Source organism: Lentzea sp. NPDC005914 (assembly GCF_040629405.1).
Lineage (GTDB): Bacteria > Actinomycetota > Actinomycetes > Mycobacteriales > Pseudonocardiaceae > Lentzea.
This window is the reverse complement of sequence record NZ_JBEXVQ010000017.1, coordinates 82,841-108,846: the sequence shown is the minus strand read 5'-3', so window position 1 is coordinate 108,846 and position 26,006 is coordinate 82,841. Positions and strand designations below refer to the sequence as shown.

Genomic DNA, 26,006 nt, shown 5'->3' with positions numbered 1-26,006 from the left:
GTAGCCCATCTCACGTTCTGCGGCTCGTGGGCTGTAGTGCGGCTTCCACGACAACTAAGAATCGGCGCTGCTCAGAGACCTGTAGTACACGAATGCGAGCTTGGCGAGCGAGGTCAGTTCCGGCGATCCGGTCTTCTCGACGAACGTCAGCGCGAGGTCGACGCGGCGGTGGATCTCGGACTCCGCCCACTGCCGGGCGCCGGTCCGTTCGACGAGGGCGGTGGCGCGGCGGGTCTGGGTCTCGTCCAGTTCGACGCCGTGCGCGTAGAGCTCGGCCAGCTGATCTCCCGCCGCGGTCCCGGACTGCAACGCGCGGAGGATCGGGAGGGTCTTCTTGAGGCGGGAGAGGTCGGACCCGGTGGGCTTGCCGGTCGCCCGCTCGTCGCCCCAGATGCCGAGCAGGTCGTTGGCGAACTGGAAGGCGATACCGATCTCGATGCCGAAGTCGTCGAACGCCTGCACCACGTCGTCGCCGGCACCGGCGTTGAGGGCGGTGAGGGCGCAGGCGCAGCCGAGCAGGACGCCGGTCTTGCCCGCGGACATCCTCAGGCACTCGTCGAGACCGACCTCCTGGCGCTGTTCGAAGTCGATGTCCATGCTCTGGCCTTCGCACAGGTCAGTGACGCACCGCGCGAGCCGGCCGACGCCGTTGAGGTCCGCCAGGGTCTCGATCCCCAGCGCGCACAACGCGTTGCCCGCCAGCAGTGCTTCCGAGGTGCCGCAGACCGTCCACAGCGCGGGCCGGCCGTGCCGTTCGGTGTCCTGGTCGTGGACGTCGTCGTGGATCAGCGTGAAGTTGTGCACGAGCTCGACGGCGGCGGCCACGGTGAGCGCCGTGGTGAGGCCGGCGCCGACGGCTCGGGCGGTCGCGAGCACGAGCGCGGGCCGCACGGCCTTGCCCGTACCGCTCGCCGGGTCGTCCCAGCCGAAGTGGTGGACGGCACGCTGCCTCAAGGTGGTGGGCAGGGTGTCGACGCGTTGCCTGAGCACGGGCTCAACAGCCCGGCGGGCGTCGTCGAGCAGAGCCACCTTCACCACGTGTTCACGCCCGGCAGCGCGAGATCCGTCAGCACCTTCAGCGCCTCCGCACCCGTCTCGTGGAACGGCGCGTCCACGAGCACGTCGAGCGCCTGCTGCCTGCGGTTCACGATCATCTGCCGTACCTCGGTCACCGCACCAGTCTCGGCGATCAACCGTTGCGCGGTGCGCACACCCTCGTCGTCGAGGTGCCTGTCCCCCACCAGGTGCATGAGCTGGTCGCGTTGGGACGGCGTGGCGCGCTCGATCGCTCGGGCCAGCACGACCGTCGGCTTGCCCTCGCGCAGATCGCCGGGGCGGGTCGGCGGGTACCGGACGGGATCACGTCCTCAGGTCGTCGAGCAGCTGGAACGCCTCCCCCAGCGGCTGCGCGCAGGCGGTGCAGGCGGCCAGCACGTCGTCGTCCGCCCCCGCCATCGCCGCGCCGATCCGCAACGGCCTGTGCACGGTGTACTGCGTGGTCTTGTAGTGGATCACCTCGAACGGCTGCGCGGCGCCGCACAGGTCGAGCAGCTGTCCGATCAGCACGTCCTCGCGCATCTGGTGGACCTGTTCGAGCGCCGCCGCGCCGAGCCCGCCGAGCAGCTGCGCCGACCACGCCTCGCACAGGTCGCCGAGCAGGATCGTGGTGCTGACCGCGGTCCAGTCGACCTCGCCGAGGCCGTTGGCGCCACAGTTCGGTTGATCCACGAACGCGCGGGAGCGTTGCGGGATGCCGTCGCGTCGCTGCGGGAGGGCGATCCGGTGTTCCGTTGCGCCACAGCGGTGTGTGACTGGGTGGCGGGATCGAACCACTGGCACGCGGGCGGAACTGACCGGTATGGACCAGCGGAGTGAGTCCGAGTGGGTACGCTCTGTTGCGAGGTCTGGCGGACACGTGTGCACGGGTGGAGCATGTGCCGGTGAACGCCGCACTCCGCACCACCATGACGATCCTCGCGGTCGCGGTCGCCTACTACGCGACGGCGAAGGTGGGGCTGGTCCTGGCTCTGGTCAAGGGCCAGGTCACTCCACTGTGGCTGCCGACGGGGATCTCGGTGGCGGCACTGCTGATGTCGGGCCGCAAGATCTGGCCGGGCATCGCCCTCGGCGCGCTGACCGCCAACATCTCTCTCGGCGCGGGCCCCGCCGGGCTCGTGCTGATCACCATCGGCAACACCGCCGCGCCGCTGGCCGCCTGGTACCTGCTGACCGGGTTCGGGTTCAGACAGCAGCTGGACCGGTTGAAGGACGCACTGCTGCTCGTCTTCGCGGGCGCGCTGGGCGCGATGCTGATCAGCGCGGCGGTCGGCACGGCGGCGTTGAAGCTCACCGGCCTGATCCCGTGGCACGAGATGCCGGCCGTGATGGCGGTTTGGTGGACCGGCGACGCGATGGGCGTCCTGGTGTTCACGCCGTTGCTCTTGACGCTCCCCCGGACCTGGCACGTCTCGCCGCGCCGGCTCGTGGAGGCCGCGGGAGTGCTGATCGCCACGGCGGTTCTCGCGTCCTTCGTGACGATCTCGGAGACACGTCTGCTGTTCCTGGTGTTCCCGATGCTGATCTGGGCGGCGCTGCGGTTCCAGCACGCGATCGCCGCCCCGTGCGCGGTGATCATCTCCGTGGCCGCGGTGATGGCCGCCGCGAGCGGTCACTTCACGCAGAACGACCTGCTGACCACGATGATCGTGCTGCAGGCGTTCAACGGTTCGGTGGCGCTGACCGGGCTGATCCTGAGCGCCATCACGAGCGAGCGGAACCAGGCCCGTCAGGCCATCGAGCGCGCGTGCGAGCAACTGGCCGAGACCGTGACGCGCTACCAGGAGGACGGAGTGCGCACACGGCTCGGCCGGATGGCGCCGCCCACCTAGCGCTGCTGCATCGCGTCCAGCACTCGGGCCAGCTCCAGCCGTGACGACACGTGCAGCTTGGCGTAGATCCGCGACAGGTAGACCTCGATCGTCCTCGGGCTGTAGTGCAACGCGGCGGCGATGTCCCGGTTGCGCATTCCTTGCTGCACAAGGCGAGCGACGTTCTCCTCGGCCTCGGTCAGCAGGCCCGGCGCCTTCGAGCGGGCCCTGGGCACCTTGGCGCCCAGCGTCCTGAGCCGGTTGCCCGCCTGACGGCGCAACCCGTGCGCGCCGAGCCGTTGGAAGGTCGTGTAGGCCTCGACGAGCGTGGGCACCTCGTCCTTGGTGGCCTCGCCGAGTGCGAGCTGCGCGCGGGCCTTCTCGAACTCCAGCCCTCCCAGTGCGGCCTCGGACACGGCTTCCCGCAACAGGTCCGTGTCCTGCCGGACCACGCCGGTCACCCGGCGGATCGTGGTGCGCGACCACGGCGACACGCGCGTCGCGGACACGGCGGACAGCCGGTCCAACGCCTCCAGAGCCTTGTCGGAGTGGCCTCGTTCCAGGTCGAGCTCGACCATCCGCGCGACCAGGACGCACGAGTAGGCGGCTTCCAGGCGTGAGCCGATCGCGGTGCCCAGCACCGCGTAGGCCTCGTCCGCCTCGCCGCGCGCGATCAGGTATTCGGCCAGGGCCGCGGCGTGCAGCTTCGAGATGTTCACCGACCGCGGCGCGGGCAGGGAGGCCAGCCGCGCGGCGACGTCGAGCTCACCGCGCCAGGTGCGGATCGACAGTTCGATCGCGTGCAGGACACCGAGGGCCTGGTCGGCTTGGGCGGCCTCCACGTCCGGGAGCCAGCGGCCGATGCCGTCCAGAGCCGCGTCCCAGCGGCCGCCCAGCCAGTCCAGCGCCACGCGTGAGGCGGCGCGTTCGGCCCGGAATCCGTGCGAGCCGACCTGGTCGACCAGTTCCTCGGCCCGGCGGACCCGCCACGACGCGTCGTGCACGAGGCCGGCGAGAGCGGTGATCGACGCGCAGACGGACAACGCCTGCAGTTCGAGCATCGGCTGGCCGTCGCTGTAGGACAGCGCGCGGTTGGCGTACTCGACGGTGCGGTCGTGCAGGAAGAGCAACGAGGAGAGCATGGCCAGGTGCTCGAAGACGATCACGCCTTCGGCCGGCGAGCTGATCGGGAGGGCCTCGATGCGGGCCACCTCGGACACCGCGTCGGCGTGGCGGTTGTTGTAGATGAGGAGCACGGCGCGTTGGGCTTCCAACGACGCGGGGACGGGACCGCGCGCGACCTCGTCATCGGCCAGTTCCATGGCTTCTACCGTGCGTCCGACGGAGAAGAGGGACGAGATGACGGCCGTGGCGACCCGCGTGCGTTCTTGGCCGGGCTCCAAGGATTCGAGCGCGGCAAGGCCCGGTTCGATGGCCAGGGCCGGGCGGGAGGCTCTCGCGAGCACCCGGCACTGCAACGCCAGCAGCTCTGAACGTTCGGGAGCGTTGCGCGGCAACAGCTGCAGGGCTTTGGAGCACAGGGCGGCCGCGGTTTCCGGGGCCGTTGCGCGAGCCACGGAAGCTGCTTCGGCCAGGACGCCGACGGCCACGCGGTCGCCGGGCGCGGCGGACTCGGCGAGGTGCCAGGCGAGTTGGAGCAGGTCCACCGAGAGGCCCTGAGAGCGATCCTCCAGCAGGCGTGCGGAGATCAGGGAGTGCAGGTGGCGGCGCTGCGCCGGGCCCACCTCGTGGTAGAGCGCCTCGCCCACGAGTGCGTGGGAGAAGCGGTAACCGCGCTCGTCGTCGTGGACCACGATGTGCGCGCGCAGGAGTTCGTCGAACGCGGAGACCACGGTCGACTCGGGGAGGCTCGCGACGCGGGCCAGCAGCGAGATCTGGTCGAGCCGGACTCTGCGGAACACGGCGACAGCGCGCGCTACGAGGCGTGTGTCGTTCTCGAGCGGCGCAACCCGGCGCAGGACGGCCTCGCGGCGGGTCAGCCGGATGGCGTCCGGGGACACGGCCAGGCGGGCCCGGTTGTTGTCGACCGTCACCAGATCGAGTTCTCTCAACGACCGCGCGATCTCGGTGACGAAGAAGGGGTTGCCGTCGGATCGTTGCTTGACTTCACGGGCGAGGGCGTCGTCGACGGAGGTCTGCAGGACGGACTCGACGATGCGGGCCACGTCGGCGCCGGACAGCGGGGCGAGGTCGATGCGCATAACCTCCGCGTGCTGTTCCACGCGGTCCAGCAGGCCCTCGGCACCCGGTTCGCTCGTGTGCGAACGGCTGGCGGTGACCAGCACCAGCGGGGCGGCCGAGACCCGCCGCAGCACCAGCGTCAGAAGGGCCAGGGAGTCGTCGTCGACATGGTCGAGGTCGTCGATCAGCAACGCCGCGGGGCGCGTCGCCGTGAGCTCGGTCAGCAGTCGCACCACCCGGTCGCAGGCCCGGCCGAACCAGGCGCCGGAGTCCTCGGTCACGGAGATCTCCAGCGCGGCCAAGGCATCCGAGCGGGTCTTGTCCAGTGGCGGGGGAACGCCGAGCGAGCGGATCAGCGCCACCACCGCGCCGTACGGGATGCGCTTGCCGAGCACGTCGGACGCCGAGGCCAGCACGCCGCACTGACGTTCGCGCAGCCGCCGGGCGATCTCGGCGAGCAACGAGGTCTTGCCGATGCCCGGCTCTCCGCTCACCTGGACCACGACGAGGCCGGTCGCGGGCGCGGCGTCCACGCAGTCGAGCACGGCGCGCAGTTCCGGTTCCCGTCCCACGACGGCGGAACGGAGCGGAGTGTCGGCGATGACGGCCTCCCGGCGAGCTTCGGCGGAGCAGCGCTGAGTCTTCCATGTGGGTGTCTCGACTCGGCAAGGCCCGCTTTCCGTACGCGATCACTCACTCTCAGTAGAACGACTGCTCTGTGTGAGGTCGAACACGTTAGCCGCTAAGTGTTCCCTACTAATCCGTGGTTCCTCTCAGTGATGCCCTTGGTGTGGTCACCGCACCGCCACCGCCGCTCCCCCCGACGAGGAGGGTCCATGTCGATCCAGGGAACCTGCGCCCCGCAGTTCGCAGAGGTCCGCGCCGAGTTCGAACGCAACTTCGCCGAGCGCGGGGAGGTGGGCGCCTCCGTGCACGTGACCCTGGACGGCGAGCCCGTCGTCGACCTGTGGGGCGGTGTCGCCGACCCCGTCACCGGTCAGCCGTGGTCCGAGGAGACCATCGTGCACGTGTGGTCGTGCACCAAGGCCGCGACCTCTTTGTGCGCCCACATCCTCGCCTCGCGCGGTGTCCTGGACTTGAACGCGCCCGTGGTTCGCTACTGGCCGGAGTACGGCGCCGAGGGCAAGGACACGACTTTGGTCCGGCACGTCCTGTCGCACCAGGCAGGCCTGCCCGCGCTGACCTCGTGGCTGCCCGCGGGCGCCTTCTACGACTGGGAGCTGGTCACTTCCTCGCTCGCCGCCCAGAAGCCTCTCTGGGAACCCGGCACCAGGCACGGCTACCACGGCCTGACGTTCGGCTTCCTGGTCGGCGAGATCGTCCGCCGCGTCACGGGCCTCACGCTGGGCCAGTTCTTCGAAAAGGAGGTCTCCGGCCCGCTCGGCCTCGACTTCTGGATGGGCCTGCCCGAGGACCTCGAACCCCACGTCGCGCACACGATCCCGGTCGACCCCACCGAGCCGGGCCTCCTGCTGCCGTCGCTGTTCGTCACCGCGATGACCCAGCCCGAGTCGGTGCCGGGCCTGATGCTGCTCAACAACGGCGGCTACATGGCCCCGGGCGAGTCGGACTCCCGCGCCGCGCACACAGCCGAGATGGGCGCGATCGGCGGCATCTCCAACGCCCGCGGCCTCGCCGGCATGTACCGGCCGCTGGCTCTGGGCGGCTCCTACAACGGTGTGCGCCTGGTCGAGGAGTCGCAGATCCCGCAGATGTCGAACGTCGCGGTGTCCGGGCTCGACGCCGTGGTCGGTGTGCCGTCGCGGTTCGCGCTCGGGTTCCAGAAGCAGGTGGACAACTCGTACCTGCCGCCGAACGACGCCGAGGGCCTGCTGATGTCCGAGGAGGCCTTCGGGCACACCGGGATGGGCGGCTCGCTCGGGTTCGCGGACCCGAAGGCGCGGATCTCGTTCGGCTACGCGATGAACAAGCAGGGGCCAGGGCTCGCGGCCAACTCGCGCGGCCAGTCCCTTGTGGACGCGATGTACCGGGCGCTCGACTACCGGCGCAGCGGCGGGACCTGGTTCGCCTGAGAACGCTGACGCAGGGGTCCCCCTGAGCTGGGAACCCCTGCGTCACAACGTACTCGCGAGATCTGACAAGATCGTTCAGCCGATCAGAACGGCCCTCAGAACGGCTTGGTCTCCGTGGCGATCTCGCCCAGGATGTCGCTCAACGGCCGCGAGGACTGCGCCGAAAGCGAGGCGGCAGCGCCCGGAGGCACGTTCTCCGCGATGTCCGTACCGGCACACGTCACCCGCGAGGCCGGCAAAATCCCCGACACCAGGTACTTGTTGACCAGAGCGTCGACACAAGCGTTGCGGCGCAACGCGTAGTGCCCGTGCTGACCATCATTCGAAACGTTGATCAGCGGCTCGTTCAGGTGCTCCGCCATGACCCGTCCGTTGGCCAGCGGGGTCTGCGTGTCGCCGTCGGAGTTCACGACCAGCCCGGCCGGGTACTTCCGCGTGATGGCAGGAATCTTCTCCGGCCGCTTGAACGCCCGGAACGTGCAGTTGGTCGGCGCCATGTAGTCCACGGTGCCGCCGTACGGGTTGGTGTCCCGCCAGCGCTTCATGTCGTTGTAGTAGGTGTTCACGTCGGTGAACCAGTCCCACTCACAGGTCACAGCCTGGTACGTGCCGGCCGAAGTAGGCTCGATGTCGCCCTTCTTCAAAGCCGCCACGATCGCCGAGGCCTCACCAGGATCAGCGGTACCGGACACGATCGACGCGATGTGGCGCGAGAACGCCGCCCACGAACGGCGGTAGCGGGTGGCACCGACGGCGTAGTCGAAGGACGAGACGTCGGTGTAGCCACCGTACGGACCGGCCTTCAGCTTCTCGGCGATCCCGTCCAGCACCGAACGCACGGCGGCAGGCGTGGTGCCCAACCCGTAGGTGCCGTTACGAGCCGCGGTCCACTCAGTCCACTTCTTGAGGTTGTCCGTGATGGCGTCCACCACGTCGACGTCCTGCTCGTGCCAGGTCTTCAGCGGGTCCAGAGCCGAGTCGAGAACGCTGCGGTCCAGCGACTTCGGGAACATCGAGCCGAAGACCGCGCCGAGCTGGGTGCCGTACGAGTAGCCGACGTACGAGACCTTCTTCTCCCCCAACGCCCCGCGGATGACGTCCATGTCGCGCGCGGTGTTCATCGTCGAGATGAACCGGCGCATCTCACCGCCGCCGCGCTGGCAGTTCTCCTCAACGGCCCGCGCGTACTCGGACCAGTTCGCCATCTGCGCATCCGTTGGACGCGAAGGGAAAACGTCGTCGGACGGCGTGGAGATGCAACGCAGCTGGGTCGAGCGGCCGACACCGCGCGGGTCCATGCCGATGACGTCGTAGATCCGGAGAACGTCGGTCTGCGCGTTGAACCAGTGCACCGCACCGAGTCCGGACCCGCCGGGGCCGCCGGGGTTCGTCAGCAACACGCCTCTGCGGTGCGCGGGATCTGTCGCCTTCTTGCGCGAGATCGCGATTTCCAGGTTGCCGTTGCCCGGGTTCTTGTAGTCCATCGGCACGATCACCGTGGCGCACTCGACACCCGTCGTCGGCGACACCCAGCCGGCCGGGCACTCGGCCCACGCGACCGTCTGGGTGTAGTACTCGTCCAGCGGCCCCGGTTCCGCCTGGGCCGTTCCCACCAGGGACATCACCAGCGGGGCGGCCAAAGCCGCCGCGCCCCAACGCTTCCTCACCACAACACCCCTCCGGTCGATGGTCAGCGACGACGCTTCCGCAGTCGCCGTCCCGATCGGAACCCCCGAAGGTCGGGTGAATTTCACCTCACCTCGCACACCTCGTAGGTGAGGACCAGGCCGTCGAGCACGCCCTTCGCGACGGCCTGCACGCGGTTCAACCAGCGGTAGCGGTCGTCGCCGGTCTCGAACAGAGGGGCCGCGTACAGCGGCGCACCGAAGCCATTCGAGACGTCAACCCGTCCCGAGTAGTGCAGATAGATGTAAGCGTCGTCGTCGGTCCGCAGTACAGAACGGACATCGAGCGTCGCCGTGCCATCCGGGCCGATGGTCAGCCAGTCGGCGGTCGACGTGCCGTGCATCGAGCCTTGCAAACGGTCGCCTTCGAACGTCCCGGACTCGACCTCGTAGATCAGCCGGTCTCCGACGGGCGTTTTTGGTAGCAGGTAAGGCTTTCGCAGCCGAGCGGTCATCGTCCCCATTGGCACGAGCTCCATCACGCCACCGTCCCGCCGTCGACGACGATGATCGAACCGGTGGTGTACGCGGCGGCCGCCGACGCCAGGTACGCCACGGCACCGGCGACCTCGGAGGCCTCACCCACCCGTCCCAGCGCGGTTTTCGCGACCACGGAGGCGTGCAGGTCCTCGTTCGCCACGATCGCCGCCGAAAAATCGGTGCGGATCACGCCGGGCGCCACCGCGTTCACCCGGATCCCGGCAGGACCGAGCTCGCGGGCCAGCGTCCGAGTCGCACTGATCATCGCCGCCTTGGCCGCCGAGTAGAGCCCCATGTAGGGCTCGGCCTTGAGCCCCGCGGCGGACACGATGTTGATCACAGACCCGCCACCGGAACCGAGCCCGGCCGCAACGGCGGCGCGCGTCAGAGAAAGCGGCGCGCGCACGTTGACGGCCATGATCTTGTCGAACGCCTTGGCGGAGACGTCGATCAGCGGACCGAACGGCGGCGCGGCGCCGGCGTTGTTGACCAGGACGTCGATGCGACCGAACCGGTCGAGGACGGACTGCAGCACGATGCCGGGGATCTCGTCGTCGTGGCCGATGTCGGCGACGACGGGCAGTGCCTCGACCTCGAACTCGCGCTCCACGGCGGAGGCGACCTCCTTGGTGGTCTCGGCCGTGCGCGCGACCACGGCGACGCTCGCCCCCGCGCGGGCCAGCGCCCGCACCGACTCCAGACCGATGCCACGGGTGCCGCCGGTGACCAGCGCGACGTGTCCGACCAGCGAAAACGGATTGCTCGACATGGTGGCGAAATTATTCGACACGGTGTCGAGTGAGCAACGCTCACGCGCTATCTACCGGGGAACCCCGTACACGGCCCGCAGCCACACAGCAGTCAGGGTCTCGACGACCTCACGATCGCGGGCGGCCGACTTGCGAGCGAGCGAGAGGCTGTAGCACATCGTCTCGTTCATCGAGACCAGCACCGTGGCGAGCGCACGCGCGGTCGGCGGCCCCGGCACGGCCACGCCCGCCTCGCGTTCGATGTCGATCTGCTGCGCGGTCGAGTCGACGAACTTGCGAGCGACCCCCGACCAGAACCTGCGCACCAACTCGCTCGTGTCGCGGGCACGGACGGCCGCACGCAGAACGGGGCCGTGCGCCCGCCACAGCGCGACAGTCCCAGAGATCGCACGCCGGATCGAGTCCTCCGGCGGTTCGCTGCCGCGGCGCAACCAGAGCGCCGCGGAATCGTAGAGGCCTTCCGCGACCCGTTCGGACAACGCGTAGAGCACTGCCTCACGCGATTCGAAGTGGAAATAGAAGGTGGATCTGGAGATTCCCGCGCCGGAGGTCAGTTCGTCGACGGCGATCTCGTCGAGCGACTTCGTCTCGAGCAGCTGCTCGGCGGTGTCGAGAATGGCCTGCGAGGTCAGGTCACCTTTGCTCCGCTTGCGCCGCGAGCCGGCTCCGTTCGCCGGTGGGGCACCGGCCGGACGTGGGGACATGCCGAACATCATTGTGGATCGAATGAACTTTGCAAACAGAAGCGCACTCTGAGTGGATGGGGTAGGAAGAGGTATGGATCCGGTCAAGGCGTTGAAGCAGGTGGCCTTCCACCTCGAACGAGCGGGCGAGCCGACCTACCGCGTCCAGGCCTTTCGCAACGCGGCGGCCGTTCTCGCCGAGCTGGACCCGGCCGAGGTCGAAAAACGAGCGAAGCTCGGCACGCTCACCGATCTGAAAGGCGTCGGAAAATCGACGGCCGGTGTCGTGCTGGACGCGCTCGCGAACCGCGAGCCGTCCTACCTCGCGAAACTCCGGCACGTCGACATCACCGGCGGCGAAGAGATGCGGGCGTGGCTGAAAGGTGACTGCCACGTCCACTCGGACTGGTCCGACGGCGGCAGCCCGATCAGGGACATGGCGGAGGCGGCCCGCGACCTCGGCCACGAGTTCATGGTGCTGACCGACCACTCGCCGCGCCTGACCGTCGCGAACGGACTGTCCCGCGACCGGCTGGAGAAGCAGCTGGAGGTCGTCGCCGAGCTGAACGTCGAGCTGGCCCCGTTCCTGGTGCTCACCGGCATCGAGGTCGACATCCTCGACGACGGCTCGCTCGACCAGGACGAGGACCTGTTGGAACGACTGGACGTCGTGGTCGCGAGCGTCCACTCGAAACTGAAGATGCCGAAGGCGGAGATGACCTCGCGGATGATCAACGCGGTCAGGAACCCGCACGTCGACATCCTCGGCCACTGCACCGGCCGGCTCGTCGTCGGCAAGGGTCGTCCGGAGTCGCAGTTCGACGCGGAACGGGTCTTCGAGGCCTGCGCCGAGCACGGCACCGCCGTCGAGATCAACTCACGGCCGGAGCGGCTCGATCCCCCGCGCAGGCTGCTCAGCCTCGCCGTCGACGCGGGCTGCACGTTCTCGATCGACAGCGACGCCCACGCGCCCGGCCAGCTGGACTGGCTGAACTACGGCTGCGCGCGGGCGGAGGAGTGCGGTGTGACGCCGGACCTCGTGATCAACACCCGGTCCGCATCGCAGCTGCTGTCCGGGTGAGGTGCTCGTACCAGCAGACCAACGGCCCGGTGTCGGCCAGCGCCCGGCCCAGCGCGACCCGGCACAGGTCCCGGACCGGCTCGGGATCCCAGGCCCGCACCAGGTCGTCCATCGACCCGAGCGACCCCAGCGCGTAGCTCTCCAGCCCGGCGCAGATCGGCACGACCGTCCCGTCCGCCTTGACCACGAGTGGATCCACGCGCACGAACGCCGACGGGTCCGCGCGCAGCAGTGCGGCGGACGTGACGTCGAACTGGACCTCGACGGCGTCGTCCTCGGCGACGCGGTTCAGCTCCACGGCCGCGTAGACGAGGTCGACCCGGTCGACACCGTGCGGCCGCACGCGGATCTTGCGCGCGCCCTCCCCCACCGCGTCGGCCGCGATACCCCGCAGCGACGACACGGTGTCCGGCACGAGGTCGATCATCACGGTCACCCGGTGACCGTCCGCGGCGTACTCACTGACATCGTCCAGCCCGACCACGAGCTCGGCTCCCGGCACGGCGCTGAGCCAGCGAGGGTCGTGGACCTCGACTCCCATACCTGTGAGGAGCGTCCGTTCGGCCTACAAATACCTCCGTACCGCTCACCGGGCCATTTGGTTTTTCCGCCTGGCTGTATCACCGGGGCCAACGCTTCCATCGGAGTGCAAAGAAACTCGTTCCCACTCCCGTCGCAGCGGCGAATGGGCCGATCAGGGGACTTGTAGTCACACCATCGGGAACCTCGGAAACGGGTGCCGACGTCCAAGCGACGTCATCGTTGGGGAGGGAGGGAGCATGCGCCGCCAATTCATCGTGCCCGCGGAGTCGTGCGCCAGGAGCGCGGCCGAGGCACGCCGCACGGTGCTGCGCGACCTCCACGACGGTGTCGGCCCGTCACTCGCCGCTGTCGCCCTCGGGCTGCGATCGGTCCGGCAGCTGCTCACCTCCGACCCGGCCGGCGCGGCACGGTTGCTCGCGCTGCTCGAGGACGAGATGCACTCGGCGATCGACGACATCAAGTCGCTGGTGGCGAACGAGAGCCCGGCGACGGTCACCAGGCTCGGGCTGGTCGGCGCGCTCGAGCTGTTCGTCGCGGCGTTGAGGTCACGGCTGCACGTCGCGATCGACGTCGTGGTGCTCACCGAGATCCCGCCGCTGCCCGACGCGGTGAGCGTGGCGGCGTACCGGATCGTCCGCGAGGCGCTCACGAACGTCGTGACGCACGCCGACGCGCGCACGTGCGAGGTGCGGTTGTGGTTCGACGGCGAGCTGCACGTCGAGGTGCTCGACGACGGCGTCGGCGCGGCCGAGCTGTCGAACGGCGTGGGCCTGGCGTCGATGCGCCAGCGGGCCAGCGATCTCGGCGGGAACTGCCGCGTCGAGCCAGGAGCCGACGGCGGAACCAGACTCGCGGCTGCGCTACCCGTGCCATGACGTTGCGCGCGTTGGTCGTGGACGACCACCCGCTCTTCCGCCGCGGCGTGATGGCGGCTCTGTTCGACGACGGCATCGACGTCGTCGGCGAGGCTTCCGGTGGTACAGCCGCCGTGGAATCGGCCGCACGACTGCAGCCCGACGTGATCGTGATGGACCTCAACATGCCGGATCTCGGCGGAGTCGAGGCGACGCGCAGGATCGTCGCCGCACGGCCGTCCGCCCGCGTGCTCGTGCTGACGATGTTCGAGGACGACGAATCCGTGTTCGCGGCCATGAAAGCAGGCGCTCGAGGGTATTTGGTGAAGTCATCACGCCCCCAACAGATTGTGGACGCTGTGCGCGCGGTCGGCGAGGGTGAGGCGATCTTCAGCCCTGCCGTGGCCACGAGGCTGCTCGACTTCTTCGCGACGGCACCACGTCCGAGCACGCTTCCGGAGCTGACCGGGCGCGAACGCGAGGTCGCCCGGCTGATGGCGGCGGGCAAGGGCAACGCCGCGATCGCCAAAGAGTTGTTCCTGAGCAGCAAAACCGTGCGCAACCACGTGTCCAACATCCTGCGCAAGCTGCAGGTCGCGGATCGCGCTCAGGCGATAAACCTGTTCCGGGACAACTCGGGACAACTGCCCCTGTAGGCCGGGACGCTCCCAGGCCGATGATTGTTGTGCTGACGTCAGAAGGGGAGCTGATGAACGCCGAACCCGTAACCGTTGTCCTGCACGCCACCGACTCGATCACCCGCGCGGGTGTGACCGTCGCGCTGCGGTCCCGCCCGGAGATCCGGCTCGTCGAGCCGGAGACCGCGGAGAGCTGCGTCGCGCTCGTCGTCGCGGAACGTCTCGACGAGAACGTGCTGCAACTGCTGAGAAAGCTGCAGGTCCAGCCCAACCCCGGCATCGTGCTGGTCGCCGGTGACGTGGCCGACTCCGAGCTGCTCGACATCGTCGGCAGCGGGGTCTCCGCCGTGCTGCGCCGCTCCGAGGCCACACCCGACACACTGGTCCGGCTGATCCGCGCGGCCCACGCCGGGGAAGGCTCGCTGCCGGCGGACCTGCTCGGCAGGCTGCTCGGACGCGTGTCCCAGCTGCAGCGCAACGTGTTGCGCCCCAACGGGCTCAACCTCGCCGGCATGTCCAGCCGGGAGACCGAGGTGCTGCGGATGATCGCCGACGGCCTGGAGACCAGGGAGATCGCGGAGAAGCTCTGCTACTCGCAGCGGACGGTGAAGTCGATCCTGCACGACATCACCAACCGCTTCCAGTTGCGCAACCGCGCCCACGCCGTGGCTTTCGCGTTGCGCGAGGGCCTGATCTGACGCGGCGGCCGTTGCGCACGGCCGCCGCACCAGCAACCTCATTCCGCTCGCCCGTTCAGCACCACCGAAGGCGTGCACGCGCCCTTGGGCTGCGGGTTCTGGCAGCTCACCCGGAACACGATCTTCTCGCCCGGCTGGAACCGCAGCGGTTCCTGGAAGTGCTCGTCGCGGTCCCGGAAGTTCCCGAGCCCGATCACGCGAATCGTGCTGCGCGTCCCGCCCGCGTCCCGGACCAGCTGGGCCGTGCCCGCGTCGCTCTTGGCGTTCTCGAAGAAGATGTCCTTGATCAGCACGTTCTTCTTGCCGTCCAGCGGGGTCAGCGTCACCTCGGTGAACGTCCCGGCGTTGGTCACGATCGGCGAGGTGATGTCGAGCCGGAACGTCACCGGCTCGCCCTTCTCCGCGGGCTTGGGCAGCGTCGGTGTCGCGTTCGTGTCGCCCGGTTTGACGCCCAGCACGTCCAGGGCCTGCCCGGCGTTGGCCGCCGCCTGCTTCGACTCCTCCTTGGCCGCGCCGGCCGCGCTGGCCGCCTCGTCGGCCTTCTCCTTGATCTCCTTGCTCTCCTGCTGCATCGCCTCGCGTGCCGCGGACTTCACAGCCGGCGCCAGCACCGTGAGCCACAGCGCCACCAGGGCTCCCGCGAGCACCAGCAGTGCGATCAGGGCCGGCAGCAACCACTTCGGCAGCACCGGGCGTTGCACCATCGTGCCCTGAGCGAGGAGCGGCTCGCCCTGCTCCGGCGTGATCTCGACCTGGAACGGGTGGCGCTTGGGCTCGCCGCGCAGGAACGTCCTGCGGGGCTTGGCCTGCAGCCGCACGAACGCGGTGGTGCCGGGCGGCAGCGCGAGGTCGGAGCGGTCGAGCCGGAAGTCCAGCTCGTCCTCGGGGTCGACGGCCCGCAGCCGCAGCATCGCGGGCGCGTTGCCCACGTTGTCGACGGCGACCTCGTACCTGGCCCTCCTGCTGCCCTCCGCCTTGGCGGGCACCAGCTCCGCGGCCACGTCGGTGAACGCGCCGACCACGACGACGCCCTCTTCGACGACCGAGCCGTGCGGGTCCTCGCGCGAGACGACCCGGACGCCGAACGGGACGGAGCCCGCGTGGACACCCGCGTCGCGTGGTGGCGCGAACCGGATGAGCACGGGCACGGACTCACCGGGGTTGAGGTTGACCACGGCCGGTTCGGCGTGGCTCCACGGCGCGGCATCGCCGACGACGTCGATCGTGAACTGGTCCACCAGCTCGCCCGCGTTGCGCACCATCACCTGGCAGGTGACGTCCCCGCCCGGTGCGACGGCCAGGTCCGAAGTGGACAGTGTCGCTGTTGCTCCCATGACTAGCAGTCTCCTTCTTTCCCTGGCGCCGCACAGGGGCGGCGGAGGCGTGGCCGGGTGCGCTTAAATCTGCCCGTTGGGGCATCACCTTCGAGAAGCTCAGCCGCGCTCGACGAAGTCCGATGGCTGCACGGTGCTCGGCAGTGCGAGGAAGTCGCCCGACTTCACGTCGCCGAACCTCGTGCCTTCGACCGTGACGGCCTGGGCCTGCCGGATCCCTTCGGTGTCGTTGTGGAAGACCAGCATCTGCGCGGAGAACGTGCCGTCCGCGGTGGTGAGCTCTCCCGGTGTCTCGGAGATGCCGAGGGTCCAGCCGAGCCTCACCTTGGCGTTGGGCGGGAAGTCCTTGCCCTGCACCGAGACCACACCGCCGAGCGGTCCGGCCTGCTGGTCCACGGTCAGCGTCGGCTGCTTGATGACGATCCGGGTCGTGGCGACGTTGTCCCGCGCGTTCTCGTCCGGGCCGGTGGCGATCACGACGCCGGTCAGCTCCCGGTCGACGGCCGCGGTGGCCGGGATCGTGAACCTCACCTCGGCCTGGCCGTCGGGCCCGAGCGTGCCGGCCGCGCACTCCGGCTGACAGCCGAACGCCGAGGCGTTCACCCGCACGTCCGTCAGCGTCGAGCCGGAGCTGTTGAGCAGATTGAAGATCACGGTCACGTCGTCACCGCCGACGAACGACGGCTGCGGGCTCGCCGCCACCGTCAGCGACAGCGATCCCGTTCGTTCCAGCACCTTCACGGTGACCTTGGACGTGAGCGCGCCCACAGCCGCGGTGACGGTGTGCTCTCCCGCGGTGATGCCTTTGGCCTCACCGCTGATGACTTTTCGTTCTCCCGGCGCGATCGGGCCGACGTCGCCGCCCGCAGGACCGCCGGTCAGGCCCGGTGGCATGGTCACGGTGAGCGTGGCGGGTGCCGGCGCGAAGCCGGTGTTCGAAACGGCGACCTCGATCGTCGTGGTGCCGTTGAACGGGATCTCGGCCGGGCCGGCCGTCGTGGTCACCGCGAGGCGCGGAAGTCGTTGCACCGCGGGCTGACCGGCGTTCTCGGTCAGGATCTTCGGCGTGCCGTTCTGGATCGGCACGGTGTAGAGGTCCGGTGGCGTCTCGAAGTTCGAAGTCTCGAACACGATCCTCGTACCGTCCGGGAGCCACACCGGGCTTGCCGGGTGCGGGACGTTCGCGGTGGTGCGCACGATCACGCGGGCGCCGGTGCCGTCCGCGTTGACGGCGCAGATCTGGTCGTCCTGGGTGATGGCGAGGGTTTTGCCGTCCGGGGACCACGCCGGGTCCTGGCTGTAGTTGTTCTTGCACGGGTCGGTGAACCGAGGGGACAGGTCGACCTGGCTGCTGCCGTCCGGTGCGACGAGCCAGATCTCGGATCCCGGCGGATTGGGCGCCGTGACCGTGACGATCGCGGTGTCGGTGCCGGTGTTGCCCCTGGCGTCGGTCGCCGTGCAGGTCACGCGGGTGACACCGATCGGGAACTTCGTGCCGGAGGGCGGGACGCACGCCGGGGTGAGCGGTCGTCCCTGGCTGTCCGTGGCGGTCGCCCGGTAGGTGACGCTCGCGTCGGTGCCGCCCTGGGGCGCCTGCGCGGTGATGTCGTCCACGCGCACCACCGGTTTGACCAGGTCGGCCACCTGGACGGTGACGGTTTGGGTGTGGCCGGGGCGGACCTCGGTCTCCTTGTTGAGCCGGAACTCGATGGTGCAGCGCAGGGTGCTGCCCGGGGTGGCGGTCGGTGCCACGGTGAACTTCTCGGCGAACGTGAAGTCCTGACCGCTGGGCCCCCCGGCCGGGCCGGGCGGGGTGAGCTCGACGCCGAGCCCGGTGTCGCACCTGGGCACCGGTGTGACGGTGACGTCGAGGTCCTTGATGCCGTCGAGGATCGCCTTGCTGATCTCCTCTTCGCCGCCCTTGACGTAGTGCTGCAGCGAGCCCTTGGGGTCCTTGATGATCTCGGTGATCTGGTTCTCCGAGTTCAGGCCGCGCTCGACGTCACCGCTGTCCACGCCGACGGTGCGGATGTTGGCGCGCTTGAGCACCGCGATGGCGTTGTTCACCGTGTCCTCACCCGTCATCAGCCCCTCCGCGGTCGGCTCGTCACCGATGACCACGAAGACCTTGCTGGCGTCGGGGCGGAACGCGAACTCGCCGGTGGCGGACTTGATCAGCGCGTGAGCCCAGACCTCCGTGGAGTTGGCGTCCTTGACCAGCTCGATCTTCCCGACGGCCGCGACGGCCTCCGCGACCTTGTCGGTCAGCACCTGGTGGCGGGTGAACACCTTGTCGCCGTTCTCGCTGCCCGCGTAGGTGGCGACGCCGAACCGGGTGTCCGGCTGGACCTTCTTGACCTCCTCCATGATCTTTCCCAGCTGTCCCTGGACGCCTTCCAGCTCGTCGCGCATCGAGCGGCTGATGTCGATGAGCAGCACGATGTCCGGCTTCGGCGGGAAGCGCGGCGTGTGCACGACCTGGGAGAGGTCGAACGTGCTGCCCTGGCGGGCCGGGAGCTCGGTGTCGGGCTCGGGGACCGGTGGCGGCGGCACGACGATGTTGCTGGAGCGCCTGGTGATCGCGATGGTCTTGCCGTCCGGTGACCAGTCTGGCTGGCTGTCGTCCGCGTCGAGGTGCTTCGGGATCGGGATCCCACCGGTCCTCGCACCGTCGGACACGCGGTAGATGTCGATCACCGACCTGGAGCCGTCGCCGTCCGGGATCCGGGTGACGACCGCGATCATCGTACCGTCCGGGGACCACGCGGGCTGCGTCTGCGCGCGGGTCTCGTTGGTGAGCCGCTTGGGGTTCGTGCCGTCGGCGTTGGCGATCATGACGCGGCCGTTGTCGACGTACGCGAGCCTGGTGCCGTCGAGCGAGAACGCCGGCTCCTGCTGGAAGCCGGGGCTCTTCGTGAGGTTCGTACGCGCGCTTCCGAAGCTGTCGACGGTGAAGATGTTGTAGTCGTCGTTCTCCAAGCTGGAGAAACCGATCTTGAAAGGCTCGGGTTCTGGTGCCGGTTGGGCCGATGCCGGTACGGGAACCAGCAGCAACGCCACGAGCAGCAACGGAAGTGCGCGCACGGTCAACTCACCTGCTTCTCGAACAGCTCGATCTCGCTGATCACCGTGTCGGTGCTCTCCGAGGACGGGTAGACATCGGCGATGAGCACCTGGACCTCCCTGATGCCGTCGCCGCCCTCGATGGCGTGCTCCTGCTGGTCGGGCTTGTCGGTGAGCGTGATGTCGTCGGTCTTCCCGGTGTCGAACACCAGCGTCAGGCGCCGGGGCCGCTGGGAACCCAGGTACTTCTTGCCGTCGCCGCTGTAGACGATCATTCGCCGCAGGTCGGTGACGTGGTCGAAGTGGATGGTCAGCGCCGCGGTCTTCGAGTCGGTCGGGGCCGCCCAGAAGGTGCCGTAGTCGTTGTCCATCGCGAGCTTGGCCGGGTGGCCGGGCAGCTCCCGCCCGGCCGAGATCGAGCTCTGCCGCACCGGCACCAACTGCTGGGAGAAGACACTCGCGACCTTGTTCTTGACCGAGATCGCGCGAGTGTTGACGTCGCTGCGGAACGGCTGTGAAAGCCCGTAGAGGCCGGCGAACAGCAGGACCGCGATCGCCAGCGTCCACCGGAACGCCTTGCCGGCGCCCTGACGGACCTTGGCGGCCCGCCTGACCCGGCGCGGGCGGCTGCCGCGTTCCCTGACCTTCGGGCCCTTGGACGGCAACCAGCGCTTCCACCACGGCTGCTTCTGGGTGACGGCGTCGATCAGCGAGTGGCCGCAGACGGCGCAGAACCTGCGGGTCGGGACGTTGCCGGACCCGCACTGCCCGCAGATCAGGTCGCCGGGCTGCGCCTCGCGTATCAGCGTCTGCTGTGGACGGTGGTGGGGCTGCGGGTGCTGGGGTGCGTCCGGGCGGACCGGCCCCGCCTGCACCTGGGCGCCCGTCCACTTCAGGAAGTCGCCGCAGTTGCCGCAGAACTCGGCGTTGGGCGCGTTGTGCTCCCCGCAGGTCTGGCAGACGATCATGTGGTCACCTCGATGGTCGTGGCGACGTGGGCGGGCACCATCCGGCGCACCGCCGCCGTGATCCGCGCCCGGTCGACCGCGTCCGGGTTCGTCACCCGGATGCGGATCAGCACGTGCGCGGGGGAACTCCCCGGGATCGGTCCCCCTGGGCGCTGGGAGACCGCGGTTCCGCCGCTGTCCGCGATGTCGACGCGGCCACCGGTGAGGAGCCAGACGTGCTCGGCCAGGCCCCTTCTGGTGCCGCGGAACCGGTGCAGCCGGACGGCTCTGGCGACGAGCTCACGGCGTTGGGGGGCCGACCAGCTCTCGTCGAGGTCGAGCGCCACCCACTGCGCGAGCCAGTCGACGAAGTCCGCCGGGGCCAGCCGCGGGTCGAGGTAGGCGGCGAAGCAGTCGAGCACCGTGAAGATCGGGGCGACGACCTCGTCGAGGGCCTGGGTGAAGCGCTGGGTGAAGTCGTCGTCGGTGTAGACCGACGGCATCCGCTCGCCGAGGGGATGCGGAGAGATGAGGTCGTCGACGGCACTGCGCATCTCAGCTCCTCACCACTCTCACCTGGTGCCCGTAGGAGAAGGCCAGTCCGTTCGGCGGCAGGTCGACCCGCTGCACCGCCTGTCCTCTCTCACCGGTCAGCAGATTGGCCGCGAACAGCCGCACGTCCTCGACCAGTTCCACGCCCTGGATCCGTTGCAGCACGGCGTAAACCTCGCCCGAGTGCACCGGCCGCCCGAACGGCCACCCGTCCCCGTCCGCCCCTCCGCGAATGGGATCCAGGTAGTCGCCCAACGCGTCCATCGCCCGCGCCCGGACCGCTTCGGCCGGCGTTCCTGTGCGAGCCTTGAGGTCCGCGACGACCGTGACCCCCTGGTAGAACGGCGGTTCCACGCTCACCCGCGCCCCGACGCACCTTCGCGCGTCGAGGTGGTGCGCTATCCGTTCGAGCGTCTCCTGGTCGACTTGGAAGGCCGCGAAGTTCGGTTCCTCGTGCTCTGGAACAGCCGGCACGACGAGCACCCGCACCCCGTCATCACCCGGCGCGCACCGCACCCGTGCGACCTCCGGAGCGGCCTCCCTCGCGAGAATCTCGTAGTCCTCGGCCGTCACCGCGCGGTCGCGTGTCCGCAACGACAGCGGGCCTCGCAGCGCCGCGTCCTCGACCGACTCCCCCGCCACACCGCCCCTGCCGGGCTTGCGGTTGGTCACGTTGCTCACGAACGGCACAGGATCGCGTTGCACGGTCACGAGGTTGCGCGCGACGTTGCCCCGCAGCCCGCCACCGGTGCGGTACTCGGGCACGCGGATCGCCGCCGACTTCATGGGCACCGCGCCGTAGTGGCGCAGAGTTCCGTCCTGCTGGCGCACCGCCGGGCCGAAGATGATCTGGCCCTCGATGTTGTCCAGCAGGAAGTGCCGGTCCTCCGGCCCCGACTCGACGAACGTCGGCACCTCGGTCCACTCGTCCCAGCCGTCGGTGGTCGCGACCTCGACGGTGATCGGCGGGCCCGCGACGACCGGCGTGCGGGCGAGCGGGAACCGTTGTCCGGCAACGCCTTCCGAGACACCGAGGGTCTCGGCCCGCACCACGTCGGCGTGCACGGCCTCGGTGGTGCCGCCGATCGTGACCGCGGTGACGTCGCGGATCTTCGGTGAGCGCTGGTAGAACGGCTGGCCCTGCCAGACTTCGGCGGCACGGCACCGCAGCCAGCCCGCGCGTTGCCGGACCATGATCGACGTGGTGTGCTCGCGTGGGACGTGCACGACGACGTCGCCGGAGGAGTTGAAGCCTCCGTTGGTGAAGTGGTCGACCTCGCAGGCGGTCCAGCCGTCGCTCGTCCAGGCCTCCCACACCCACGGCGGGTCGGCCGGGTTGATGCCGGAGCCCATCGGCTCGCAGTCGAACCTGAGCAGCACCGCGCAGCCCGGCACCGCGGCGGAGAGCCCGAACAGCACGGCGTCGCCCGCTTCCGGCTGCTCGCTGAACGCCTGCGGTTCCTTGGCGGCCTTGAGGTCGTCGGTGCGGTCGACGGGCTGGCCGTTCGCGGCGGCCGTGGCCAGGTGCGAGAGCTCGCAGGGCACGATCGTGAGCGGGCGGTCGACCGTGAAGACGACCGGATCCTCGAGGCCTTTTCGTTGCGTCGCGATCTGGTTGCCCTGCGGCACTTCGACAGGTGCGGGCTGCGGTGCGGAGAGCCAGTAGGTGACGTCCACGCGCGCGGCGGTCGGCGCGAACAGCTCGACGCCGATGAGGTCCAGGAACTTGAGGTAGTGCAGCTTCGGTACGCGGTTGAGCCGGTACATCAGCTCGTCGACCATGTGCGCGAAGGCCTCGATCAACGTGACGCCGGGGTCGGAAACGTTGTGGTCGGTCCACTCCGGACAGTGCTGCTGGACGCGGCGCTTGGCCTCGTCGACGAGCTGCTGGAACCGGCGGTCGTCCAGGTTCGGCAAGGGAAGCGGCATCACGCACCGTCCTCGTGCGGCGGAATGACGTAGAACGGGAACACGAGGTTGCGCGGGTCGTTGGTGTTGCGCAGGACGTAGCGGATGTCGATCAGCAGGGTGCCGTTGTCAGCCTCGGCGAAGTCGACGATGACGTCGGTGAGGTCGATGCGCGGCTCCCACCGCTCCAGCGACTGCCGCACCTCGTAGGCCATCTGCCCGGCCGTCGAGGAGTCGGCGGGCGCGAACACCAGGTCGTGGATCGCGCAGCCGAACTCGGGCCGCATCGGGCGTTCTCCGGGAGCGGTCGCGAGGATCAGCCGGATGCTCTCCACGATCTCGCGGTCGCCGTCGACGAGCGCCACCGAACCCGTCGCGTCGGTGCGGACGGGAAAGCTCAGTCCCCTGCCGATGAAGTCCACCGCTCACCCTCCGATCAGGACGGTCGGGCAGCCGGGCGGCAGGATCGGCGCGCCGCAGCCGCTCATGTCACCCACGCGGGCCGCGGGCCTGCCGCCGATCAGCACCGTCGGGCAGCCCGGCGGGATGATCGGCGTCGGCGGGTGCACGGCGGGCGGCGGGAACGAGCAGGTGTGCATGTTCCCGACCGTCGCGGCCGGCAGTCCGCCGATGAGCACGGTCGGGACACCGGGCGGCATGATGACGCCGGGATGCCCGGTCATGTCTCCGACTCTTGCTGCGGGTGGCATGTGCGCTTCCTCAGTTGATCTTGACGATGGAGCCCTTGACGGTGAGGACACCGCTGGAGGTCACCTCGGTCTGCGCCTGGCCCGCGATCTTGACCTGGGCGCCTTCGGCTTTCAGTTCGGTCTGCGCTGTGACGGTGACCTTCTGGCCCTTGAGCTCCAGTGGCCCGGTGCCGGCGTCGACGGTGATGCCGTTCTGCGCCTTGACGTTGATGGTCTTGCCGCTGGTGATCTCGATGTTCTGCGACTTCTGGTCGAGCTTGACGACGAACTTCCCGTCACCGCTGGAGATCACGATGCCGTCGTCCTCGACGAACTCGACCTTGTGGCCTTTGCGGCTCACGAACCCCCTGGCCGCGATCTGGCCGTTGCCGCCGTCGACCGGTGGCTTGCCGAGCTTGGGCGGTTTGTCCTTGCCGTTGTAGAGGCCGCCGAGCACGTACGGCGCGTCGAAGTCGCCGTGTTCGAAGCCGACCAGCACCTCGTCGCCGACCTCCGGCAGGATCACCGTGCCGCGGCCGGCCCCGGCTCCCTGTTGCACCGTCCTGGCCCAGACGCTGGTGAGATCCGGTGACAGCCAGGGGAACTTGACCTGGACGCGGCCGATCTCCAGCGGGTCCTTGGCGTTCGTGACGACCGCGGGCACAAGACCGTTGAGCGGCTTGGTGGCGGTGCTGTGGACCAGGCCGTAGAGCGAGCGTTCCTGCTTGCCCGACACCGTGAACTCGGTGGTGTAGCCGGTGTGCTCGGCGAACAGATGCCTGGTGCTGGTCAGCGTGTACTTGCCCTGGAACGGCTCGCCGACGTTGGCCAGCGCCACCGCCACTCCTGCCTTCAGCTCCGGGTTTCCCCGTGCCACGCCGGTGAGTTCCGCGCACGAGCCGCCGAGCTGTGCCGCCAGCGCCTCCGCCGCCGTCTTGGCCTCGGCGTGCGTCCGGTAGGGCAGGCCGGCCTCGAGGTGAGGTGGCGCCTGGAACTTGCCCGCGAGCGCGACGGGATCCGCCTGCGGTACCTCGACTCCCGCGGTGGTCGGCTTGGCCGTGGCCAGGACCTCCTGCTTGTTCTCGAAGTCCCAGCCCCTGACCTGGACCTCGGGCACCTGGCCCGCGGTCGTGATGCCGGCCCTGAGTGCGACCAGGGTGCTGTGCATCTCGAGGACGAGCGGGTTGGACTTGGCTTTGGCGTTGGGTTGCGGGGCTTTGGCCGGTGACTCGGGCAGCTTGAAGTCGAGCTTGCCGTCCCTGACCGCGATCTGCGCGCCGACCGTTCTGGCGAGCCGGCTCAGGAACTCCCAGTCGCTGACGTTGTCCTGGCTGAGCTGGGTGTCCGGCCGGCCGCCGAAGCCCGGCACGTTGTCGATCGCGCCCGTTTTGATCTTCGCGCGTTCGGCGACCTTCTTGACGACGTCGCTGACCGTCATGCCGGGGTAGACCGCGACGCGCTTGCCCCGGAACAGCCGGTGCGCCTCGTCGTAGCCTCTGACCTCGGTGAACGTGCCCTGTCCGTCGAGCTCGATCCCCACGGCCGTGATCTCGCCGCTCATCAACGGTTTCGGGCCGCCGGGGTCCGCGGTCTGGACTTTCAGCGTGGCCTTCGCGCCGATCGTGAAGTGGCCCTTGGTGAGCACGACGTGGCCGGGGTCGCGGAACTTGAGCACGAACATGTCCGGCAGGTTCCGGCTGTCGTCGACGTAGGCGTAGGTGAGCAGCAGCTTGACGTCTTGTGGCAGTGGCTGCCCTTCGACCTCTACGACGAGGTTGTTGGCGAAGCTCTCGTTAGCCATGCTGGATCTCCTCCAACGCCGGAACGAGGACGGCCGAGCCGAGCTTGAGCCGCATCGGGTCGTCGATGTCGTTGGCCTCGGCGATGTGCCGCCACAGCTCGGGGTTGCCGTACGCCTTGTAGGCCAAGCTTTGGAGGCTGTCTCCTGCCGTGAGCGTGTGCGAGTCTCGTGCGGCCAGTGCGCCACTGGTCGGGTTCTGGCCGCCGGGTTCGCCGCTGACCTCTTCGAGGTTGACCGTGCAGACCGCCCGGACCGGCATGCCGCCGGGCGTGAAGAGCGTGTACTTGGCCGTGACGCTGGAGACGTAGCTCGCGAAGCCCGTCGTCGTGCCCCACTTGAAGATGACCCACGGCGGACTGCCTTTGCCGTGCGTACGACTGTCCCTTGTGGGCACGGTGAGGTTGAACAGGTGCTCGACCATCTTGACGGTCGCGTCGCCCATGTCCTTGGTGGAGTCGAGGAAGACCTCGAGGCTCAGCTTCGCGGGTTCGGCGCCCTTGAACTCCGGCACGCCCGCCTTGGCCGCGTTCGGTTGCGTCTGCCGCTGCCACTTGGCGTTCTTGGCGAGCGTCAGTTCCTTGGGGTTGAACTGAAACTCGATCTTGAACAGCTCGGCGCCCGGCTTCTGGAGCCCACCTGGCTTGGGCGGCTCGTGCGCGATGAGGACGGCGTGCACCATCTTCGTGGCCGCGGCGCCTACCCCGGCGCTCGTGAAGGTGACGGTCATCGCGCGTCCAGGAATCCGTGGTGTGCCAGCTCGAGCGTCTCCGTCGCGACCTTGGCCTGCTCCGCGCTCAACTGCGGCCCCGTCCACCTGACCGGGACGACCTCGGCCAGCGACCACCTGGCGATCGTCTTGCCTTCGAGGGTTTTCGCCTCGATGACGGCTGTTCTGCGCTTGATCCCCGCCGCCATGCCCGCGATCCAGCTGGTGATCTTCTGGCTGTCCCGAGTGACCGGCCTGCTGAGCTTCACGTTGGGGTACTTGATGCGCGTGGGCAACTGCCACACCATCCCGTTGTTGCCGCCCTCTTCCCGCTGCTCGATGACGAACTCGCACCCGAGCCCCTCACAGCTGTTGAACGACCCCAGGTCGTCCTTGTCCACCGACACGCTGAAGCAGACGGCGACGGCTTCCTCTGGTGCGGTCATGGCAT

General features: G+C 69.1%; 25 protein-coding genes. 6 read left to right on the top strand and 19 right to left on the bottom strand.

Translation table 11 applies throughout. From position 1 onward, the window contains the following. Positions 1-54 precede the first annotated feature (54 nt). The 3 genes from ABZ345_RS24340 to ABZ345_RS24330 are packed head-to-tail and all read right to left on the bottom strand — an operon-like array spanning position 55 to position 1,728. Entirely contained in the window at positions 55-1,038 is a 984-nt protein-coding gene (locus ABZ345_RS24340) for a polyprenyl synthetase family protein (RefSeq protein ID WP_359852868.1), read from the bottom strand. Then, positions 1,032-1,301: a hypothetical protein gene (locus ABZ345_RS24335; RefSeq protein ID WP_359852865.1), complete on the bottom strand. Its 270-nt coding sequence runs from the start codon at positions 1,299-1,301 to the stop codon at positions 1,032-1,034. Before ABZ345_RS24335 ends, ABZ345_RS24340 begins: the two co-directional genes overlap by 7 nt. Before the next feature lie 58 nt (positions 1,302-1,359). Further along, on the bottom strand, positions 1,360-1,728 hold the full coding sequence (locus tag ABZ345_RS24330; protein WP_359852862.1) for a polyprenyl synthetase family protein: 369 nt from the start codon (positions 1,726-1,728) through the stop codon (positions 1,360-1,362). 212 nt (positions 1,729-1,940) lie between these two features. Here ABZ345_RS24330 and ABZ345_RS24325 point away from each other — a divergent pair, with 212 nt between their 5' ends. Continuing rightward, a complete protein-coding gene (locus ABZ345_RS24325; RefSeq protein ID WP_359852859.1) occupies positions 1,941-2,888 on the top strand; it encodes an MASE1 domain-containing protein in 948 nt (315 codons plus the stop codon). Here the strand turns inward: ABZ345_RS24325 and ABZ345_RS24320 are convergent. Then, complete coding sequence (locus tag ABZ345_RS24320) at positions 2,885-5,641, bottom strand: AAA family ATPase (RefSeq protein WP_359852857.1); 2,757 nt, start codon at positions 5,639-5,641, stop codon at positions 2,885-2,887. The two genes, ABZ345_RS24325 and ABZ345_RS24320, sit on opposite strands and share 4 nt — an antisense overlap. A gap of 264 nt (positions 5,642-5,905) precedes the next feature. Here ABZ345_RS24320 and ABZ345_RS24315 point away from each other — a divergent pair, with 264 nt between their 5' ends. Beyond that, the gene (locus ABZ345_RS24315) at positions 5,906-7,123 is read left to right on the top strand and encodes a serine hydrolase domain-containing protein (RefSeq protein WP_359852855.1); all 1,218 of its coding nucleotides are present in this window, start codon (positions 5,906-5,908) and stop codon (positions 7,121-7,123) included. 95 nt (positions 7,124-7,218) lie between these two features. On the opposite strand, the gene ABZ345_RS24310 is transcribed toward ABZ345_RS24315, so the two are convergent. The 4 genes from ABZ345_RS24310 to ABZ345_RS24295 form a co-directional block, all read right to left on the bottom strand. After that, the gene (locus ABZ345_RS24310; RefSeq protein WP_359852852.1) at positions 7,219-8,790 is read right to left on the bottom strand and encodes an alpha/beta fold hydrolase; all 1,572 of its coding nucleotides are present in this window, start codon (positions 8,788-8,790) and stop codon (positions 7,219-7,221) included. Positions 8,791-8,873: 83 nt separating this feature from the next. Then, complete coding sequence (locus ABZ345_RS24305) at positions 8,874-9,287, bottom strand: DUF3237 domain-containing protein (RefSeq protein WP_359852849.1); 414 nt, start codon at positions 9,285-9,287, stop codon at positions 8,874-8,876. Then, positions 9,287-10,057, bottom strand: a complete 771-nt coding sequence (locus ABZ345_RS24300; protein WP_359852846.1) for a glucose 1-dehydrogenase — start codon at positions 10,055-10,057, stop codon at positions 9,287-9,289. Before ABZ345_RS24300 ends, ABZ345_RS24305 begins: the two co-directional genes overlap by 1 nt. Positions 10,058-10,108: 51 nt before the next feature. Beyond that, positions 10,109-10,762 (bottom strand): TetR/AcrR family transcriptional regulator, encoded by a 654-nt coding sequence (locus ABZ345_RS24295; RefSeq protein WP_359852843.1) that lies wholly within the window; start codon positions 10,760-10,762, stop codon positions 10,109-10,111. A 73-nt stretch (positions 10,763-10,835) separates the two neighbouring features. Between ABZ345_RS24295 and ABZ345_RS24290 the strand changes: the two genes are divergently transcribed. Further along, entirely contained in the window at positions 10,836-11,822 is a 987-nt protein-coding gene (locus ABZ345_RS24290) for a PHP domain-containing protein (RefSeq protein WP_359852840.1), read from the top strand. Here ABZ345_RS24290 and ABZ345_RS24285 read toward each other — a convergent pair. After that, on the bottom strand, positions 11,785-12,363 hold the full coding sequence (locus ABZ345_RS24285; RefSeq protein WP_359852837.1) for a hypothetical protein: 579 nt from the start codon (positions 12,361-12,363) through the stop codon (positions 11,785-11,787). The genes ABZ345_RS24290 and ABZ345_RS24285 overlap by 38 nt on opposite strands. Before the next feature lie 238 nt (positions 12,364-12,601). Between ABZ345_RS24285 and ABZ345_RS24280 the strand changes: the two genes are divergently transcribed. From ABZ345_RS24280 to ABZ345_RS24270, 3 genes are read left to right on the top strand one after another with little or no spacing between them, the layout of a single operon-like run. Continuing rightward, on the top strand, positions 12,602-13,240 hold the full coding sequence (locus tag ABZ345_RS24280) for an ATP-binding protein (RefSeq protein ID WP_359852835.1): 639 nt from the start codon (positions 12,602-12,604) through the stop codon (positions 13,238-13,240). Further along, the gene (locus ABZ345_RS24275) at positions 13,237-13,875 is read left to right on the top strand and encodes a response regulator transcription factor (RefSeq protein ID WP_359852832.1); all 639 of its coding nucleotides are present in this window, start codon (positions 13,237-13,239) and stop codon (positions 13,873-13,875) included. Before ABZ345_RS24280 ends, ABZ345_RS24275 begins: the two co-directional genes overlap by 4 nt. 53 nt (positions 13,876-13,928) lie before the next feature. After that, complete coding sequence (locus tag ABZ345_RS24270; protein WP_359852829.1) at positions 13,929-14,555, top strand: response regulator transcription factor; 627 nt, start codon at positions 13,929-13,931, stop codon at positions 14,553-14,555. 38 nt (positions 14,556-14,593) lie between these two features. Here ABZ345_RS24270 and ABZ345_RS24265 read toward each other — a convergent pair whose 3' ends face one another. From ABZ345_RS24265 to ABZ345_RS24220, 10 genes are all read right to left on the bottom strand, one after another. After that, complete coding sequence (locus tag ABZ345_RS24265) at positions 14,594-15,889, bottom strand: hypothetical protein (protein ID WP_359852826.1); 1,296 nt, start codon at positions 15,887-15,889, stop codon at positions 14,594-14,596. A gap of 99 nt (positions 15,890-15,988) precedes the next feature. Further along, a complete protein-coding gene (locus tag ABZ345_RS24260) occupies positions 15,989-18,973 on the bottom strand; it encodes a VWA domain-containing protein (RefSeq protein ID WP_359852823.1) in 2,985 nt (994 codons plus the stop codon). 2 nt (positions 18,974-18,975) lie between these two features. Continuing rightward, positions 18,976-19,920, bottom strand: a complete 945-nt coding sequence (locus ABZ345_RS24255) for a zinc ribbon domain-containing protein (RefSeq protein WP_359852821.1) — start codon at positions 19,918-19,920, stop codon at positions 18,976-18,978. After that, on the bottom strand, positions 19,917-20,453 hold the full coding sequence (locus tag ABZ345_RS24250) for a phage tail protein (RefSeq protein ID WP_359852818.1): 537 nt from the start codon (positions 20,451-20,453) through the stop codon (positions 19,917-19,919). Before ABZ345_RS24250 ends, ABZ345_RS24255 begins: the two co-directional genes overlap by 4 nt. 1 nt (position 20,454) lies before the next feature. Next, positions 20,455-22,380 carry a putative baseplate assembly protein gene (locus tag ABZ345_RS24245; protein ID WP_359853150.1) on the bottom strand — a complete coding sequence of 642 codons (1,926 nt, stop codon included), beginning with the start codon at positions 22,378-22,380 and terminating at the stop codon, positions 20,455-20,457. Then, the gene (locus tag ABZ345_RS24240; protein WP_359852815.1) at positions 22,380-22,781 is read right to left on the bottom strand and encodes a GPW/gp25 family protein; all 402 of its coding nucleotides are present in this window, start codon (positions 22,779-22,781) and stop codon (positions 22,380-22,382) included. Before ABZ345_RS24240 ends, ABZ345_RS24245 begins: the two co-directional genes overlap by 1 nt. A gap of 3 nt (positions 22,782-22,784) precedes the next feature. Continuing rightward, the gene (locus ABZ345_RS24235) at positions 22,785-23,069 is read right to left on the bottom strand and encodes a PAAR domain-containing protein (RefSeq protein ID WP_359852812.1); all 285 of its coding nucleotides are present in this window, start codon (positions 23,067-23,069) and stop codon (positions 22,785-22,787) included. Between the two features lie 10 nt (positions 23,070-23,079). After that, positions 23,080-24,849, bottom strand: a complete 1,770-nt coding sequence (locus tag ABZ345_RS24230) for a VgrG-related protein (protein WP_359852810.1) — start codon at positions 24,847-24,849, stop codon at positions 23,080-23,082. Continuing rightward, positions 24,842-25,576 carry a peptidase M23 gene (locus tag ABZ345_RS24225; RefSeq protein ID WP_359852807.1) on the bottom strand — a complete coding sequence of 245 codons (735 nt, stop codon included), beginning with the start codon at positions 25,574-25,576 and terminating at the stop codon, positions 24,842-24,844. Before ABZ345_RS24225 ends, ABZ345_RS24230 begins: the two co-directional genes overlap by 8 nt. Then, positions 25,573-26,001: a phage tail protein gene (locus ABZ345_RS24220; protein WP_359852804.1), complete on the bottom strand. Its 429-nt coding sequence runs from the start codon at positions 25,999-26,001 to the stop codon at positions 25,573-25,575. Before ABZ345_RS24220 ends, ABZ345_RS24225 begins: the two co-directional genes overlap by 4 nt. Between the last annotated feature and the right edge of the window lie 5 nt (positions 26,002-26,006).